Annotated in this window: 14 protein-coding genes and 1 tRNA gene; 8 read left to right on the top strand and 7 right to left on the bottom strand. The window is 62.3% G+C overall.

From position 1 onward, the window contains the following. Positions 1-13 precede the first annotated feature (13 nt). From ACFQ6Y_RS10765 to ACFQ6Y_RS10755, 3 genes are read right to left on the bottom strand one after another with little or no spacing between them, the layout of a single operon-like run. Positions 14-745: a hypothetical protein gene (locus tag ACFQ6Y_RS10765; RefSeq protein WP_378631846.1), complete on the bottom strand. Its 732-nt coding sequence runs from the start codon at positions 743-745 to the stop codon at positions 14-16. Then, positions 742-2,259, bottom strand: a complete 1,518-nt coding sequence (locus tag ACFQ6Y_RS10760; protein WP_378631842.1) for a carotenoid oxygenase family protein — start codon at positions 2,257-2,259, stop codon at positions 742-744. Before ACFQ6Y_RS10760 ends, ACFQ6Y_RS10765 begins: the two co-directional genes overlap by 4 nt. Positions 2,260-2,301: 42 nt before the next feature. Continuing rightward, complete coding sequence (locus ACFQ6Y_RS10755; protein WP_378631839.1) at positions 2,302-3,534, bottom strand: acetyl-CoA acetyltransferase; 1,233 nt, start codon at positions 3,532-3,534, stop codon at positions 2,302-2,304. A 123-nt stretch (positions 3,535-3,657) separates the two neighbouring features. Here ACFQ6Y_RS10755 and ACFQ6Y_RS10750 point away from each other — a divergent pair, with 123 nt between their 5' ends. The 5 genes from ACFQ6Y_RS10750 to ACFQ6Y_RS10730 all read left to right on the top strand — a co-directional run bounded on the left by ACFQ6Y_RS10750 (position 3,658) and on the right by ACFQ6Y_RS10730 (position 8,553). Beyond that, positions 3,658-4,869: an acetyl-CoA C-acyltransferase gene (locus tag ACFQ6Y_RS10750; protein ID WP_378631834.1), complete on the top strand. Its 1,212-nt coding sequence runs from the start codon at positions 3,658-3,660 to the stop codon at positions 4,867-4,869. Further along, positions 4,866-5,789, top strand: a complete 924-nt coding sequence (locus ACFQ6Y_RS10745; protein WP_378631829.1) for an SDR family NAD(P)-dependent oxidoreductase — start codon at positions 4,866-4,868, stop codon at positions 5,787-5,789. The genes ACFQ6Y_RS10750 and ACFQ6Y_RS10745 overlap by 4 nt, the downstream gene beginning before the upstream one ends. Further along, positions 5,786-6,610, top strand: a complete 825-nt coding sequence (locus ACFQ6Y_RS10740) for a DUF1295 domain-containing protein (RefSeq protein ID WP_378631824.1) — start codon at positions 5,786-5,788, stop codon at positions 6,608-6,610. The genes ACFQ6Y_RS10745 and ACFQ6Y_RS10740 overlap by 4 nt, the downstream gene beginning before the upstream one ends. Beyond that, complete coding sequence (locus ACFQ6Y_RS10735; protein ID WP_378631821.1) at positions 6,607-7,473, top strand: acyl-CoA thioesterase; 867 nt, start codon at positions 6,607-6,609, stop codon at positions 7,471-7,473. The genes ACFQ6Y_RS10740 and ACFQ6Y_RS10735 overlap by 4 nt, the downstream gene beginning before the upstream one ends. 81 nt (positions 7,474-7,554) lie before the next feature. Next, positions 7,555-8,553, top strand: a complete 999-nt coding sequence (locus ACFQ6Y_RS10730; protein ID WP_378543367.1) for a winged helix-turn-helix transcriptional regulator — start codon at positions 7,555-7,557, stop codon at positions 8,551-8,553. A 9-nt stretch (positions 8,554-8,562) separates the two neighbouring features. Here the strand turns inward: ACFQ6Y_RS10730 and ACFQ6Y_RS10725 are convergent, their stop codons facing one another. After that, a complete protein-coding gene (locus ACFQ6Y_RS10725; protein WP_378632851.1) occupies positions 8,563-9,942 on the bottom strand; it encodes an LLM class flavin-dependent oxidoreductase in 1,380 nt (459 codons plus the stop codon). A 243-nt stretch (positions 9,943-10,185) separates the two neighbouring features. Here ACFQ6Y_RS10725 and ACFQ6Y_RS10720 point away from each other — a divergent pair. Both ACFQ6Y_RS10720 and ACFQ6Y_RS10715 read left to right on the top strand, forming a co-directional pair. Beyond that, positions 10,186-10,261 (top strand) — tRNA-Arg (locus tag ACFQ6Y_RS10720). Between the two features lie 49 nt (positions 10,262-10,310). After that, complete coding sequence (locus tag ACFQ6Y_RS10715) at positions 10,311-11,273, top strand: formylglycine-generating enzyme family protein (RefSeq protein WP_378631816.1); 963 nt, start codon at positions 10,311-10,313, stop codon at positions 11,271-11,273. A gap of 1 nt (position 11,274) precedes the next feature. On the opposite strand, the gene ACFQ6Y_RS10710 is transcribed toward ACFQ6Y_RS10715, so the two are convergent. Both ACFQ6Y_RS10710 and ACFQ6Y_RS10705 read right to left on the bottom strand, forming a co-directional pair. Further along, the gene (locus ACFQ6Y_RS10710; RefSeq protein ID WP_378631812.1) at positions 11,275-12,192 is read right to left on the bottom strand and encodes a TauD/TfdA dioxygenase family protein; all 918 of its coding nucleotides are present in this window, start codon (positions 12,190-12,192) and stop codon (positions 11,275-11,277) included. Positions 12,193-12,224: 32 nt separating this feature from the next. Next, positions 12,225-12,893 carry a TetR family transcriptional regulator gene (locus ACFQ6Y_RS10705; RefSeq protein WP_378543363.1) on the bottom strand — a complete coding sequence of 223 codons (669 nt, stop codon included), beginning with the start codon at positions 12,891-12,893 and terminating at the stop codon, positions 12,225-12,227. Between the two features lie 206 nt (positions 12,894-13,099). Here ACFQ6Y_RS10705 and ACFQ6Y_RS10700 point away from each other — a divergent pair, with 206 nt between their 5' ends. Then, entirely contained in the window at positions 13,100-15,436 is a 2,337-nt protein-coding gene (locus tag ACFQ6Y_RS10700; protein ID WP_378631808.1) for an arylsulfatase, read from the top strand. 73 nt (positions 15,437-15,509) lie between these two features. Here ACFQ6Y_RS10700 and ACFQ6Y_RS10695 read toward each other — a convergent pair whose 3' ends face one another. Continuing rightward, on the bottom strand, positions 15,510-17,012 hold the full coding sequence (locus ACFQ6Y_RS10695) for a DUF4153 domain-containing protein (protein WP_378631804.1): 1,503 nt from the start codon (positions 17,010-17,012) through the stop codon (positions 15,510-15,512). Between the last annotated feature and the right edge of the window lie 16 nt (positions 17,013-17,028).

Genomic DNA, 17,028 nt, shown 5'->3' with positions numbered 1-17,028 from the left:
ATATAAGGCAAGCTCAGCGTGGGTGAATCCGGAACTCGACGCCGCCGATACTGAGACCGGGCTCGACGGCAGACGCGCCGCTCGACGCCGCCAGATCGATTGCACTGAGCATCGACCGCTCCCCTGGAACGAACGACACGACGCGCGATCCCAGCGTGATCGAGAGTGTTTGCCTCGAAACGGGTTTCTTTCCGAACACCTCAGCCCACAGTGCCGCCGTCTTGGCCGGATCGGGAGAGGACACGTCGACGCCGAGGATGTCGTCGACCCATGGATCGACCGAAACCTCCTTCTCCGTCTCATCCCAGAACCACTCGTCGGCGTCGGGAATCTCGTCGAGTTCTACGAGCAGTCCGAGATCACCGGGATGGAGCTGAACGATCCGGTGACCGTAGGCCTCGAGATCGGCCACCGTCCGAACATCGGCCGCAACTGCACGTTCCAGATAGGGCTCGATGTTCGATACCTGGATCGAGAGTGCATAACCGCCCTCCCCTCCGCCCTTTCGGATCCATCTCGCCAGCGAGACAGTCTCGTCGAGCGGTGCGACGATCTCCAGAAAGGCTTGCGGCCCGACGGCCAGGGTCTCGTCGGCCAATCCGATGTCTTCGAGCAGCGGATCCGCGAATCCGGCAGCGAGATTCAGCGCTTCACGTAGTTGCCGACCGGTCTTCTCCAGGTCTCGTGCGCCGATCACCACCTGCCGCAAGATCTCCCAGGAGCCCGAGTCGGGCGTGGCCGTCACAATCCGACCGCTTCGGCTGCGGTGTCGGCACTTTGCCAGCGTCGGAGCTCGGCCCCCGGAGCCCACGTCGAGTGCGTACCACTCGAAATCCTCTCGGGAAGGCGAAGTTTGCACAGAGGACCGTCTCCGACGCGGGCGGCGTCGAAGATCAGGCAGAATGACGCATCCTCGTTCATGTCAGTGGTCAACGTGATGAGATAGCCGTCGTCTTCAGCGGTACCACCCACACGCGGCGCCATCGAAGTCTCGCTGCCGTACACACCGTCACCGAAGGAGAATCGTTCCTCGTTGCCCGTCAGCAGGTCGTGTTTGACCAATCCGTCGAACAGGAACCACGACGGCTTACCCGAAGCCGCGTACGCGTACCGGTATTTCTCGCCCGCGAAATTCCCGTTCATCATGCCGAATTCGGTGATCGAGTCACTGAGCTGCTCTTCACGCGTAGCTCCGGTGACCAGGTTCAATCGCCAGCGGTGCAGCCGGGTCTGCATGCGATCGAGAGCGAGGAAGCGGAAGGCGCGTTCCCACTGATTGCCCATGCCGTTGTCCGACGGTTCGGGATCACCTTGGTAGAAACCGTCGAGAACTATTTCGTCACCCTCTTCGTAGGCGTTCACGAAGTGCAGGACGTAGGTCGGATCGGCCTCGAACCACTTGATGTCAGCGGTGTTTCCGCGGCGTGGGATGACTCCGAGACGCAGCGGGATTTCGGGATGGAAATTCGCGACGTGCGCGCCCTTCTCGAGCAGAACCGGATCCCAGAACAGGGGGCAATCGTTGAGGATCGCGTAGTTCTCCGTGAAGGCCATGTCGTGCGGCAAGCGCGGACCGGGAAGTGGGACATCGACGTAGTGGACCAACTCGTTGGCCGAGTCCACGACGCCGTAATGCATGTACGGCGCTTCCTTGCTGTAGTTGAAGAACAGCATTTCTCCGGTTTTGTCGTCCACCTTCGGGTGCGCGGACACACCCCATTCGAAGGGGAACTTGCCGTTCCAGTTTTCCTTTCCGAGTGTCTCCGCCGACATCGGATCGAGGCGATACAGATCCCCACACTGGTAGAAGCTGGTGAGAGCGGTTCCCCGGTGAACCACGACGTCGGTGCTGGACGCGTCCTTCATCCGGGTGCGTGCACCTTTGCCTCCCTCTGGGCGACTGAGCTTGGGAGACTCGGCGAGCCCTGCCCACAACGCAGCGCCGGCATCCTGCTCGGCCGCCAAGCCGTCCGTACGCACGAATCGGTTGCGGTAGAACGACTCTCCATCGCGAAAACCCACGATGTGAATCATGCCGTCACCGTCGAAGGGGTGATACGCCTTCATCGAGGGATGAAGCGGATTCTCGGTATTTCGCAGGTAGACACCGTCGAGGTCTTTCGGAACCTCACCGAACACAACTTCGAGGTTGTCCGCTTTGAACTCGGTGGTCTGCGGTTGCCACGGACCGGTGCGATACGGGTGATCGTCATCGGCGGGAAGGGTGGACAACAGCTTGCCTACGATTTCGACGTCCATGGATTTCTCTTTTCGACTGATAGGGAAAGACTGGGCTGCAATTCAGGAAACGGCGTCGACGACAAAACTGACGGTGGTGGCCGTACTTCCGCCGAAGTTGAGCGTCGCAAAGCGGTGTGCGCCCTCGACTTGGAAGCCACCGGCCGTTCCCGTCACCTGATGGGCCGCATCGAGAAGCATGCGGACACCGCTGGCGCCCACCGGATGACCGCCGCCGATCAGACCACCGCTCGGGTTGATCGGCAGCTTGCCGCCCATGGCGATGTCTCCACTCTCGATGGCTTTCCAGGACTCACCAGGCGCCGTCAGACCGATGTGGTCGATCGCGAGATACTCGCTCGCGGTGAAACAGTCATGTGTTTCGATCCCGTCTATCCCGGTCAGATCGACTCCGGCCCGAGAGAAGGCGTCCATCACCGCATCCCGAACGTGTGGCATCACGTAGGGATTCTCCGCGTCACGCGCCAGTTTCTGTTCGAGGCCCAAACCGACGGTGCGGTGGCCCCAGCCCGCGATCTGAGCCAGAGGGGTCGCCGCGGCACCAGGGTGCTCACGAAGGTACTTGTCCGTCACCAGCACCACCCCGGCACCACCGTCGGTCACCTGACTGCAATCGAATCGTCGAACACCACCTTCCACAACAGGATTGGTGGTGTCGTCACCACCCGCATTTCCGAGCAGATCGGGCACCGACCAACCGCGTGTCTGTGCGTTGGGGTTGTTCTTCGCGTTCGAGAAATTGATCTGCGAGATCGCGCGAAGGTGAGATTCGTCGATCCCGTAACGGCGCCCGTACTCCTTCGACACACGATCGAACATGTACGGCCACATGAATTTTGCTTCCCCACCTTCATGTCCGACCCAGGCTGCGGCACCAAGATGACCCGCTGCGTCGTCACCCGGAACTGTCTTCTCCAGTTCGATACCCATCACCAGAGCGGCGTCGTAATTGCCGGCACGCAGGTCTGCCATTGCGGCGAGTACCGCGATACTGCCCGATGCGCATGCCGCCTCGTGTCTGGACGAGGGCACACCCCAGAGTTCCGGATGGACTGTGGCGGGCATCGCACCCAGCTGACCTTGGCCGGCAAACAACTGGCCGAAGGCATTACCGACGTGAATCACCTCGATGTCGGTGGCAGGAACCTTCGCCGCGGCCAGCGTGTGGTTCACCACCTCTTCGGCAAGGTTCGCGAAATCGAGTTCCTCACGGGTGAAGTTTCGTGCGAAGTCGGATTGGTACCCGCCGAGAATCCAAATGTTCGAAACAGTCATGACCTCTCCCCTTGCCGATCCGGCCTCGGTGACGTCACCGAGATACCCGTGTATCGGCGGTTGTAATTTCATCGCAACCGTACTACAACTAGCAGAGTAACTCTACTAATTGAAGGGTTGAAAATGACTGATGCTTTTGTCCTCGACTACGTGCGCACGCCGCGCGGTCGAGCATCGGCGCGAGGCGCCCTCCACGAACACAGCCCCGTGGATCTTGTGGTCCACCTGGCCAAGGCTCTGCAGGGTCGAACAAACCTCGCCGCAGAACAGATCGACGACGTAGTTCTCGGTTGCGCATCGCAGGTGGACGAGCAGGGCGCTAACATCGCGAGAACTGCCGCACTGCTGGCAGGTTGGGGCGACTCCGTTCCCGGAGCGACTCTCAGCCGATTCTGCGCATCCGGTGTCGACGCAGTCGGCCAGAGCGCAGCCCGCATCCGTAGCGACGACGTTTCCCTCGTCGTGGCAGGCGGTGTCGAAAGCGTCTCCCGCACCCCGATGTTCAGTGATCGCGGGCCGCTGTGGACCGACCCGGCGACTATCGCGCAGATCGGCTCCATCCATATGGGTGTTGCCGCCGACTTGAATGCCACGATCGAGGGGTACTCCCGCGACGAGTTGGATGCCTACGGCGTCGAAACCCAGCACAAGGCTGCCGAAGCGTGGCGCAACGGGGCGTTCGAGCGGTCGGTTGTACCTGTTCCCGGAAGAAACGGTGAGGCGGGAATCGCGCACGACGAACTGGTCAGGGCAGACACGAGCGCAGAGGGACTCGCCGCACTTCCGGCCGCATTCGAAGGACTCGGCGCCGGAGGTCAGGACGCTCTCGCGCTCGCCGCGTACCCAGAGGTCGGAAAGATCGAACACCTGCACACCGTCGGATCCTCTCCCGCCATGGCCGACGGAGCGGCACTCCTGCTCCTCGGGTCCGAGAAAGCCGCTGCCCGAGCCGGTTTGACACCTCGCGCACGGATCATCGGGTCCGCGTCGACATCGGTGAATCCGGTTCTCATGCTCACGGCAGGTCAGAGCGCCGTGGAGGCCGTCATCGCGCGAGCCGGACTGCGTCCGCAGGACATCGACGTGTTCGAGTTCGCGGAAGCCTTCTCCGCGCTCTGCCTGCGATTCCGTCGCGATCTCGACGCCGGGCCGGACCGGATGAACCCCAACGGCGGAACGATGGCGATGGGCCATGCCTTCGGCGCTACCGGAGCAATTCTCGTGGGCTCGTGCGTCGACGAACTTGTTCGAAGCGACGGGCGATACGGTGTGGCCGCGGTCAGTGGCGCTGCAGGCGTCGGAGTTGCCGTGCTCGTCGAACGGATCGCCTCATGACCGCCAGTGCACTCTCCGGTCGCGTTGCCGTCGTCACCGGAGGTGGCAAGGGCCTCGGCCGTGCCGTCGCGCTGCATCTGGCAAGCCGAGGCGTCACGGTGATCGTCAACAATCGAAATCGCACACTCGATTCGAGCGCCCGAGGCCCCGCGGATCAGGTTGTCGACGAAATCCTCGAATCCGGTGGACAGGCCGTCGCCAACCACGACGACGTCACCGACCCCGACGTCGGTCGAAAGTTGGTGGACGACGCTCTCACTCGGTTCGGACGACTCGATTTCTGCATCACCAGCGCCGCGGTCAGCGGTCCGCAGATGCTCCACCGCACCACTGCCGAGAACCTCAGTACCGTCATCACGACAAACGTCGTCGGGACCGCACTGGTTGCAGCCGAAGCCTCCCGCGTGATGCGCGAAGCCGGGTTCGGACGCATCGTGATGATTGCCTCGACCGCCGGACTGCACGGTGAGCCCACCGTATCTGCTTATGCCGCAAGCAAGGGAGCCGTGATCGCCCTGGGCCGCACCGCAGCGGCAGAAGGTGCGAACCGCAACGTCTTCACCAATGTCCTTCTTCCCTATGCCACTACGCAGATGACCGAATCCGGAATGAACCCCGAATTCATCGACATCATGGGAGCCGACTTGGTCGCACCGGTAGTCACCGCCCTTGTCGATCCCGAGTCCACCACCAACGGTCAGGTGATAGTCACGGCAGGCAACGGCGTGCGTTCGGCCGACGCCGTCGAGGGCTCGACCGAATTTTTGCCTACCACCACCGAACTCGATGCCACGGCGCTCGATTCACTGCTCGTAGCCAGTCGACTCGGCACACCTCACACCTATTCGAGCGCACAGGAAGCCTTCGCGGACTTCGCTTCCGAACTGCTCGACCACCACAATCGGAAGGCGCACGCATGACCGGCATCCCACTGGGCGATCTAGCGCTGAACTTCGGAGTGAGTGCACTCGCCGTACTCCTCTTCATCGCCGCAGTGATGGCCGTCGCCATCCGAATGAACAATCACTCGATCATCGATATCTGTTGGGGGCCAGGCTTCGCCGTCGTCGCCGTCGTCTCGTACCTGACGTCCATCGGATCGGAAGGAAACGATCTGCGTCGCCTCGTTGTCCTTGCACTGACCGTGGTGTGGGGGATGCGACTGGGGTTGTACATCGGCTTCCGAAACCGCGGGCACGGGCAGGACAAGCGCTACACTGCCCTACTCAAACATCAACAGGGACCGCTGGTTCCGTTCCTGATTCGCAAAATCTACGGCCTCCAGGGCGTCCTCATTCTCGTGGTGTCGCTGCCCGTCCAGTTCGCGATGTACGAGTTTCGCGCCCTCGGAGTCCTCGGCGCGATCGGCATCGCTGTCTGGACCGTCGGCTTCGTCTTCGAATCGGTTGGCGACTACCAACTTTCCCGCTTCAAGGCAGATCCGGCCAATTCGGGCATGGTGATGGATCATGGACTCTGGGCCTGGACCCGGCATCCCAACTACTTCGGTGACGCATGTGTCTGGGTCGGACTGTTCATCCTCGCGCTTGGTGATCCATTGGCGCTGATCACGATCGTCTCGCCGATCGTCATGATCAAACTACTGGTGAGCTACAGCGGTAAGGCCTTGCTCGAACGAGGCATGCGCAAGAGCAAAGGCCAGGCCTACGACGACTACGTCGCCCGGACCAGTGGCTTCTTCCCCCGTCCACCCCGTCCGGCACGAAACCACGCGTCGTGAGCGCCCCCACGAGTGGCCTCGCCGACGTCTTCGACCTGGAATCGACCGGCCCGGACCGGTGGCAAGGGTTGAACGACGGTGTTCGGCTTCCTCAGTTGTTCGGCGGCCAACTGGTCGCGCAGTCGATTCTCGCGGCCGGACACACGGTCACCGACGGCAAAGCGATCAGTTCCGTCCATACGCACTTCCTGCGCCCCGGATCGACGAAGTGCGCGACCGAGTTCTCGGTGGATCGTCTTCGCGACGGAAAGCGCTTGTCCACCAGAGGCGTCGACGTCCACCAGGGCGGACGACTGGTCTGCCGTTCGACGGTCTCGGCCTCCTCGATCGGCGAGGGCATCACTCACAGTCGAGCCGTCCCGGCAGCACTCCGACCCGAAGAGTGCGTGACCTTGCAAGAGTTGGCCGAGGCGGACGGCGGGTTGGGAGAAGTGTGGGAGGAGTTCTCCGCCATCGAGATTCGTGTGTCCCCACTCGATTCGCAGTTCCCCACGACACATTCGGCGGCGCCTGCGCGCAACATCTGGATGCGTTCGGCGCAGCGACTGAGCGAAGATCCACTGATTCACGTCGCTGCTCTTGCTTATGCCAGTGATTTGATGCTGATGGCCACCGCTTTGACTCCACACGGATACGACATCGGGCAGGAGCACTCGCTCGACACGGATTGGACAGGAGTGTCCCTCGATCACACGATGTGGTTTCAGCGCCCCGTGCGAGCGGACGAGTGGCTGCTCTTCGAGCATTCGACCCCCACAGCTCATGCCGGCAGAGCGGTCGTGAATGCCGCGGTCTTCGATCCATCCGGACTCCAGATCTGCCAGATCACTCAGGAAGCGTTACTCATTGCCCGTACCGAGTGATTCCCGACTCTTTCTGCAGACCACTCGGTACGCTCTCGCGGTGCGGCTGGGTTCACGGCCTATGATTTCGGGGTGGTACGAGTGAATGCAACCGACTCTTCGACACCCACCGCGTCGGCGGGCGTCACCGAGTTGCCCGCAGGCGGACCCAACGCACTGGCCGTCACGCTCGGGCTGTTGGGGGACGAGTGGAACCTCTGGATTCTGCGGTTCGCCCTGTTGGGGTCGCGGCGCTACAACGACTGGCTGGCACTGGGGGGAATCTCCAACTCCGTGTTGTCAGCACGGTTGGCGATCCTGACGGCAGGCGGAATGCTCGAGCGTCGTGAGTATCAGCAGAACCCGCCACGGCACGAGTACTCGGTCACTCGCAAAGGGCAGTCGATCTGGCCCGTCCTCATCACCATGTGGTCGTGGGAGAAGCAGTGGGCGCCCAATGAAACCGCGCCGCTACCACCACTTCGGCACAGCACATGCGGAAACGACTTCACCCCGATCCTGCGTTGCAAGGAGTGCGGCGAGGACGTGGACGTGCGGTCTCTGGACTCCGAAATGGGACCGAGTGGCGACTTCTCACGCAGTGTCCCCGAAGCAACATCCCGGCGACGCTCCACCAAGTCCGAACGCCGACCGGAAATTCTGGCTCACACGATGGAACTCGTCGGCAATCGCTGGTCAGCGGCGATCATCGGTGCGGCATTCCGAGGCGCGCGCCGGTACGGAGAGTTCGCCGAGATCACCGGCGCGCCACCGGCGATAGTCGCGGATCGTTTGAAGCACCTCACCGAGATCGGTGTGATGGAAACGCGACCGCTTCCGGATCGTCCCCAGTGGTCGGAGTATCGACTCACTGCCAAGGGGACGGCCTACTTCCCTGTCGTGATGTGCATGATCTCCTGGGGTCAACGTTGGTTCAGATCCGCGGACGGCCCGGACATCGTTCTCCATCACAAAGCTTGCGGTAAGCGATTCGAAGCAAGGCTCGGGTGCAGTGTGTGCGGTGAGGAATTGAGGTCTTCGGACATCGAGGCGATCGACCTCACCACCTCGGTCCACGTACCCGGGTCCGGCTGGTCCTGAAGTCCCCGCTCAGCCGGCAGTGGGGATCCGGTCGAAGCTCCGGCCTCGGTGTTCGAGCGGCAGCCTGTCCCCTCGCCCGAACAGTTTGTTACGCAGCGTTCCCTCGTCGTAGTCGCTCTGGTAGGCACCTCGTTTGGTCAGCTCCGGAATCACATGCTCCACAATGTCTTCGAAGGTTCCAGGAGTCACCGCGTACGCGAGATTGAACCCGTCGACGTCGGTCTCGGCAACCCACTCCTGCAACTCGTCCGCGACCTCCGCACCGGAACCGACAACGATCGGTCCCAGCCCGCCGATACCCGCCCACTCCGCGATGTCCCCCACCGTCCATTCACGGCCCTTCTCGTCGGCCTGACGAAACGATGCGACCGCGGATTGAATGGCATTGCTTTCGACGTTTCCGATCGGCTCGTCGGCTCGGTATCCGGACAGGTCGATCCCCATCCACCCCGAGGTGAAAACGAGTGCACCTTCACTACTCGCGTAACTGCGGTAGTCCTCGAGCTTCGCCTGGGCCAACTCGGGGGTTCGGTCGGTGACGATCGTCAACAGTGTGTAGATGCGGGCCGAGTACGGATCGCGGCCCACCTTTGTCAGCTCGTTTCGGATTCGGGCAACGGTGTCTTTGAGAATCGCCTTGGTCGGCGCACCGACAAAAATCGCCTCGGCATTCTCGGCGGCGAAGCGAACCCCGCGAGGCGACGCACCGGCCTGGAAGATGACCGGCGTCCGCTGCGGAGACGGTTCCGAGATGTGGATGCCCGGAACCGTGAAGTGCTTGCCTTCGTGCTCGATCGGATGAACCTTGGACGGGTCCGTGTAGACCCCGGTGCTTCTGTCCCGCACCACCGCATCGTCTTCCCACGACGTTTCCCACAACTTGTAGAGAACCTCGAGGTACTCGTCCGCGTGGTCGTAGCGATCGTCGTGCTGGAGTTGGTCGTCCTCGCCCATGTTCCGTGCGGCCGACGGGAGGTATCCGGTGACCACGTTCCACCCGATTCGCCCGTTCGTCAGGTGATCGAGGGTGCTCAAACGCCGAGCGAACGGGTACGGATGCTCGAACGCTGTACCGGCGGTGATCCCGAAGCCCAAGTGCTCGGTCACGGCAGCCATTGCCGACGCCAGTAGCAGTGGGTCCGAGACCGGTACCTGCGCGCCCTGCCGCAACGCTGCGTCGTCGTTCCCGCCATAGACGTCGTAGGTTCCCAGGACATCTGCCAGGAAGAGTCCGTCGAATCGTCCACGCTCGAGGAGTTTCGCCAATTCCGTCCAGTACCTCAGATCCGTGTACCTGGACGACTGGTCCTCGGGGTGGCGCCACAGACCTGGCGATTGGTGGGCGACGCAGTTCATGGCAAAGGCGTTGAAGCGGATTCTGCGGGTCATTCCCGCACCTTGCCGCGCCTGCTCGGCGGTGACCACCATTGCGATCAGTGCGATCGGTTCGGCCGGCACCTTGCACGCGATAACACCGTCGACTTCGCCACCGCGTCGGTGGGCCGCTACACTGACTAGCGCAGCTGTGATGTCTCGGGCTTCGTGCCGACAGGTCGAGCAGATGCAACGGCAGTATCGGGAAGCGAAAACCCCCGCAGCACAGGGTTTTCAGCGCTTGTCGGTATGCTCCCCGCCCTCGTAGCTCAGGGGATAGAGCATTCCTCTCCTAAAGGAAGGGTCGCAGGTTCGAATCCTGCCGAGGGCACCAGGTGGGACTCTCTCCACACCGGCGCGACCAACGTGCCATTCTTGGATTCATGACGATGCCTCACTCCACGACTACTCCCCCGAAGAACATGTCGTTGATCCCGGGTGGGACGTACTGGATGGGCTCCGAAGACTTCTATCCCGAAGAACGCCCAGTTCACCAGGTCACAGTCGACGGATTCTGGATGGACACGACGGCGGTGACTGTCGCCGAGTTCCGACGCTTCGTGAAGGCAACCGGCCACGTCACCACTGCGGAAATCGCCCCGGATCCCGCCGACTATCCTGACGCCGATCCAGCCCTCCTCGTTCCGGGATCGTTGGTCTTCAATTCACCACCCGGCCCGGTTCCACTCGACGACTACACCCAGTGGTGGTCGTTCACTCCCGGCGCCGACTGGCGCCATCCCGAGGGCGCCGACAGCAATATCGGGGGACGTGAACGGCACCCCGTCACCCACGTGTCGTACTTCGACGCCCAGGCCTACGCCGCGTGGGCCGGCAAGGAACTCCCGACCGAGGCCGAGTGGGAGTTTGCCGCCCGTGGTGGACTCGATCGCCAGGCCTACGTGTGGGGCGATCACGACTCACCGGGAGGACGGCCCGGTGGCAATGTCTGGCAAGGCCAGTTCCCCTGGGAGAACCTGCTCGAGGACGGGTACGAGCGCACCGCGCCGGTCGGAAAGTTCCGGCCCAACGGCTACGGGCTGCTCGACATGGCCGGGAACGTGTGGGAATGGACGGCCGATCATTACACGTCCGACCACGCCCACGGTTCGAAGAATGTCGCGCCTGCCTCTTCGTGCTGCATTCCGCGCAATCCCCGCGCGGAGTTCGCCACCGAGGTCTTGGCTGGCGAACCCTACGCACGACGGGTGATCAAGGGTGGCTCACATCTGTGTGCGCCGAACTACTGCTTGCGGTACCGCCCTGCCGCGCGGCAGGGCGAGTCCGAAGAGTCCTCGACCTGCCACGTCGGCTTTCGGTGCATCATCCGCATTCCGCAGACGTAGATCAGAAGGGCACGTCTCCGAGGATTGCCACCCGCTCCATCACGCGGCGATGAGGGAAGTAGTCGCTCGCCGCATAGTGCTGTGTTGCCCGGTTGTCCCAGAATGCAATGGAATTCGGCGCCCACTTGAAACGGCACTGGAAGTCCGGGACCTTGACCTGCGCGAACAACAGGTTGAGCAGAGCGTTGCCTTCGGAAGGATCCATGTCCGGAATGTGGGTGGTGAAGAGGCTGTTGACGAACAACGTCTTACGCCCGGTTTCCGGATGCTTACGGACCATCGGATGCAGAACCGGTGGGTACTGTTCCTTCATCTGCTCCAACTTCTCCGGGCTCATGCCGCGTCCGAAGGACGGCACGAAATCGTGGATGGCGTCCTTGCCGTCGATCAAGTCCTTGATCTCGTCCGGGAGGCAGTCGAAAGCATTTCCCATATCTGCCCACAACGTGTCACCGCCGGCCGGCGGCACGTCGATCGCCCGAAGGACCGAACCGAGCGGCGGTGTCTTGGTCCAGGTGACGTCGACGTGCCAGATGTTCTCGGTGCCTGGACTGTCTTCTCCGCGTTCGAATCTGACGACGGCCGGGACCTCTCCCTGCGGGAGAAGTGGATGAATCTCGAGTTCGCCCCAATGGGCGGCGAAGTCACGATGATTCAGACTCGAAATCGGCTGGTCGCGGAAGAAGACCACCTTCCATTCGAGTAGGGCCCGACGTAGATCCTCGATCTGATCCTGCGACGGATCACGTAAGTCGATATCGCTGATCTCGGCACCGATGAACGGTGTGACGGGCGTCAGAGTGAACCGCTCGTACGGGCTCGATTCAATGCCTTCCGGATTTCGCCGCATTCCGCGTGGCCCGAATTCGATTGTGTGATTGCCGATTTGAACTGTGCGTGATGATGTAAGGGTCGCCATCATATGACTCCGTCCTGTCGCGTCCTGAAGGGTCACACGTCAGTCGACGCGTGCACCCGTTGTGCTCGTGTGCGCTTGTGTGTGCTTTGGGGTGCAGTCAGGGCTCCCACCGCGAGATCGACCAGATGGTCCACCGTCGTATCGAAATCCGCCTGCACAACCGGGTTTTCGTCTTCGCGGCGCTGCTCGAATATGGCCAGTGCGGACACACTCATGTTGAACGACAGGTCGATCCGTTCGACCGCGACGCGGCGGGGCAGATGCGGCAATGCCCGCGTCAGTCTGCCGACAACTTCGTTGATCCCTTCGCTGACCTCTCGAAACTCGGCGCTCTGCGTATCCACCGACGGAGAGATTCTGGCAATGAACCTCGCATAGTTGGAACCGTCGACCGTCGCCATGAAATCGGCCAGCGGATACAGAAAAGCTTCGACCAACGCGCGGACCAGGTCAGTCCGCCCATTGGCGTCGATGTCGTCGAGATACGTCAGTCGCGCTGCATTGATCTGATCCATCCGATGGCGGAATACTGCCAACACCAAACCGTCTCGCCCACCGAAGTGATACTGAACCGCAGAGTTGTTTCGCTGCCCGGCCGCAGTCGCCACGTCCCTCATGGACACTTCGTGAATACCGTGCTCGGCAAACATCCGTTCAGCGACGGCGATCATGGCGTTCTTGGCGTCCAGCGAGGCGGGCATACACCGACCATATAAGTCACTGTCTTAATTCCGCAAGACCCAACCCCCGTGCGCGGTTAGGGAGTGCAGGCACTCCTTAACCGCTCACGGGGGGTGATTGTCCCAGTCAGCGAGACTTGCACCGCCAACTGAATCCTCACCGATACGCTCCAGATTAAGACGACTGCTTAATCGACCCGGTTTTGCACACGCCAAGGAGCCTGCTGGTGAATCGCCATTCCATCCCGATCATCCCCGAGACGCCGAACGTCGCGGCCGCCGTGTACTACCCCGATCAGAATCCGCCGTACACCCGCCCGGAACCGCTTCGCCCACCCGCAGGTGCGCCGAACGTGCTGCTGATCATGATCGACGACGTCGGATTCGGGGCGCCCTCTGCCTTCGGCGGTCCGTGCCGCACACCCACCGCCGAGCGTTTGGCCGAGACCGGCGTGAAGTACAGCCGATTCCATACCACCGCTCTGTGCTCACCGACGCGCGCTGCCACGTTGACCGGGCGCAATCACCACAGCGTCGGCATGGGAGTCATCTCCGAAATGGCGAATGCTGCACCGGGATACAACGGGACCCGTCCCGCTTCCGCAGCGACCGTTGCGCGCGTCTTGCAGGGTAACGGCTATGCGACGGGCGCTTTCGGCAAAATGCACCAGACCCCGACTTGGGAGACAACCGCCGCCGGGCCGTTCGATCGTTGGCCGGTGCGTGAGGGTTTCGACAAGTTCTACGGTTTCCTCGGCGCCGAGTCCGACCAGTTCACGCCAGTGCTCTACGAGGACTTCACCATGGTGGACTTGCCGAAGACACCGCAGGAGGGATACCACCTGTCCGAGGACCTGGTCGACCACGCGATCGAATGGGTCGAGGGCATCAACACGATGGACCCCGACAAGCCGTGGTTCTGCTATCTCCCCTTCGGCGCTTGCCATGCCCCACTTCAGGTTCCGGACAGCTACCTGGACAAGTACGTCGGCGAATTCGATCACGGATGGGATCGCCAACGCGAAATCACCCTCGAAAAGCAGAAGGAACTGGGCGTCGTCGCTCCTGATACCGAGTTGGCCCCGTGGGCTCCGGGGCTCCCGCACTGGGACGAACTCGACGACGACCAGAAGAAGGTTTCGGCCCGTCTGATGGAGGTGTACGCGGCGTTCCTCGAGCACACCGACGACGAGGTCGGCAGGCTCGTCGACCGGTTGCAGGATATGGGCGTCCTCGACAACACCCTGGTGCTCTACATGATGGGTGACAACGGCGCTTCCGCGGAGGGCGGAATGGAGGGCTCGTTCAACTACCTCGCCGGCCTCAACGGTTACAAGAGTGCGACATCCGACGTGCTGACGCGCTACGACGAATTGGGGACCGAAACCAGCTACCCACACTATCCGGCGTCGTGGGCTCTGGCCCTCGACACCCCGTACCAGTGGGCCAAGCAGGTTGCGTCCCATTACGGCGGTACCCGAAACGGCCTGATCGCCCACTGGCCCAAGGGGATCGACAATCCCGGAATCAGGGAACAGTGGCATCACTGCGTCGATATCACGCCGACAATTCTGCAAGCTGCCGGAATTCCGGCGCCGACCAGCGTCGACGGCGTCACCCAGAAACCGATGGAGGGTGTGGCGATGAACTACACCTTCACCGAGCCCGACGCCGAAGAGCGCCACACCACACAGTATTTCGAGATCTTCGGTAATCGCGGAATCTACGATCACGGCTGGACCGCGGTCACCGCGCACCGCGCACCCTGGCTGATGGCGACTCACGGCCTCGAGCTCACCCCGATGAGCGAAGACCGTTGGGAGCTGTACGACACATCGGTCGACTGGTCGCAGGCCCGCGATCTTGCAGACGAGCATCCCGAGATCCTTGCCAGGCTCAAGGACAAGTTCCTCGTCGAGGCCGCCAAATATCAAGTACTGCCGCTGGACGACAGAACGGTCGGCCGTCACGCCACCGCGGAATCACGACCACCACATCCGATGATGGGCCGCAAGACCCTCACGCTGTACCCACACATGAACGGTCTGGTCGAGAAGGCCGCGCCGACGTTCTTCAACCGCTCGTACACGCTGACCGCCAGTCTGGGTAGCGTCGCCGACGGCATGCTGGTCAGCCTCGGTGGCCGGTTCGGCGGATTCGCTTTGTACATACTCGATTCCGTCCCCGTCTACTGCTACAACTTCAGCGGTGGAGGCCGAACCTACGTTCGCGGACCGGGTCAGCTGAGTGCCGACGCCAGCGAGGTGTCCATTCACTTCGAGTACGACGGCGGCGGAATCGGCAAGGGCGGAATCGCCACCCTGAGCGTTGACGGCGAGGTGGTCTCCGAGGGACGGATCGAGAAGACCACGCGGGCGATCTTCAGCATGAACGAACAGCTCGACGTCGGCATCAACCGGGGAAGCCCGGTCTCGGAGGAGTTCGCCGAGCACGGCACCTTCCGTTACGGCGGCGCGTTGCACAGCGTGACCATCGACTTGCGCTCCACCCGCGACGTCGTGTCCGCGGCGGAACGGGAGAAGATCTCACTCGCCGTGCATTGATCGACCCGGCGGCGCTCGCCGATTGTGCAGCCGCGCGCTATATCTGCCGCGCGGCTGCACAATCGCTCTGCGTCTATCCGACCGTGTACATCTGCAGGCATGGCCCCACTGGGCGAGTCTCCACGATGTCGCGGGCCTTCTCACGCGCCGCGTTGAACTCCCAGGGCGCACTGGTACCAGGCACTCCGAATCGATACCTACTCAACGCACACGAGCGCTGCGGTTCCGGTAGACGATCCAAGGCAGGTACCGCGTCGACGGAGAGCCCGTGCAGGTAGGAGACGTCGATGCTCTTACCGCCCTCGAACCGCTCCACGTTCTTTTGCGCGATGTACGCGTCGGGGTCGAACACCGCGAATGCCAGCAGAGCAAGGGCAGAGGTGGCGAGAACAGCTGTGGGTAGCCACTTCCCGGACATCCGGATACCCGCGACGAGCAAGATCACGAACACGAATCCCAGAAGCAACTCTGTCGCGAAGACGCTGACCCGCAGCACCGTGAAACCGTACTGATTCTCGTACAACCACATCCGGTGCACAGCCGATGCCACGATCACCAGGCTGAAGAGGCACAGTGCACCCAACAAACCGCGGGCCAGACGCCTCGATCCAGCATCGCGACGGTCGATGAACCGCACCGCGACGGCGATGACGAGCAGCGTCAGCACGGTTACTGCCATGAGCTGCCAGAAACCCTCACGTGCGTAGTCCGCATAGGTCAGTCCGTCGGTCACCTGAACGTGCTCGTCTCCCCCGAACAGTGTCTTTGTCTGCACTGCAACAAAACCGAGGAACAGGACGTTGAGCACGCCGAGCGGGACCGCCCATTCCCACATCGGCAACGGCGTCGCCGGCGCAGGCGCAAATGCGTCCACCGTCGGCGTTCTACGACGCAGATACACCGCAACCAGTGTGCCGAACGCCATCACGACGCCGGCGAAGATCCGTGCCCCCGGGTTCGACACCGAGATGGCAGGAGCGAAGCCACCGAAGATCTTCGCGAACTCCGGATCCGCACTCACGAACAAAGATCCGAAGATCAGCAGGAGGACAACAGACACTGCGCTCACGACGACAACTCTCGCCGCCGGCACCCGCGGAGCAGAGCGGGTAGCGAGTTTTCGACGACGAACGAAGTTTACCGTCCGGTGGGGCGCCCGCCAGGGTGCCACCGTTCCCAGGAGTATCCCGGTCCACGTCCGCCCGCCGATCAGAGTCCACGTGAACAGAACCCACGCAGCTACGACGCAGACGAACACCAACCACTCTGCACCGCGAACGGCGGCAACGCCCAGTAGTGCAAGCATCCCGATGGCGGCGACCCACTGCGCCACGGTCATCCGCGGCGGTGTCAGAATCCCGAAGACGATCACCACACCGACACCCACGATCACGTACGCGATACTGACGAACCCTGGATCGAGGATCAGGGCCGCAAGCACCCCTACTGCGGCCGCGCCGACGAGCATCGAGCGGGTGGCCATCGACGTTCGATCGGGGCGCCAGAACCGGCTGGGACGCTTGGGTTTTACGGCTGGCATCGGCGGTTTCGGTGGAATTACTATCGGAGCGCTCATGTGATCTCCTATGTTT

This window comes from Rhodococcus sp. NPDC056516 (genome assembly GCF_042794655.1).
Taxonomy (GTDB): domain Bacteria; phylum Actinomycetota; class Actinomycetes; order Mycobacteriales; family Mycobacteriaceae; genus Rhodococcus_F.
This window is presented reverse-complemented; position numbering and strand designations above follow the sequence as displayed.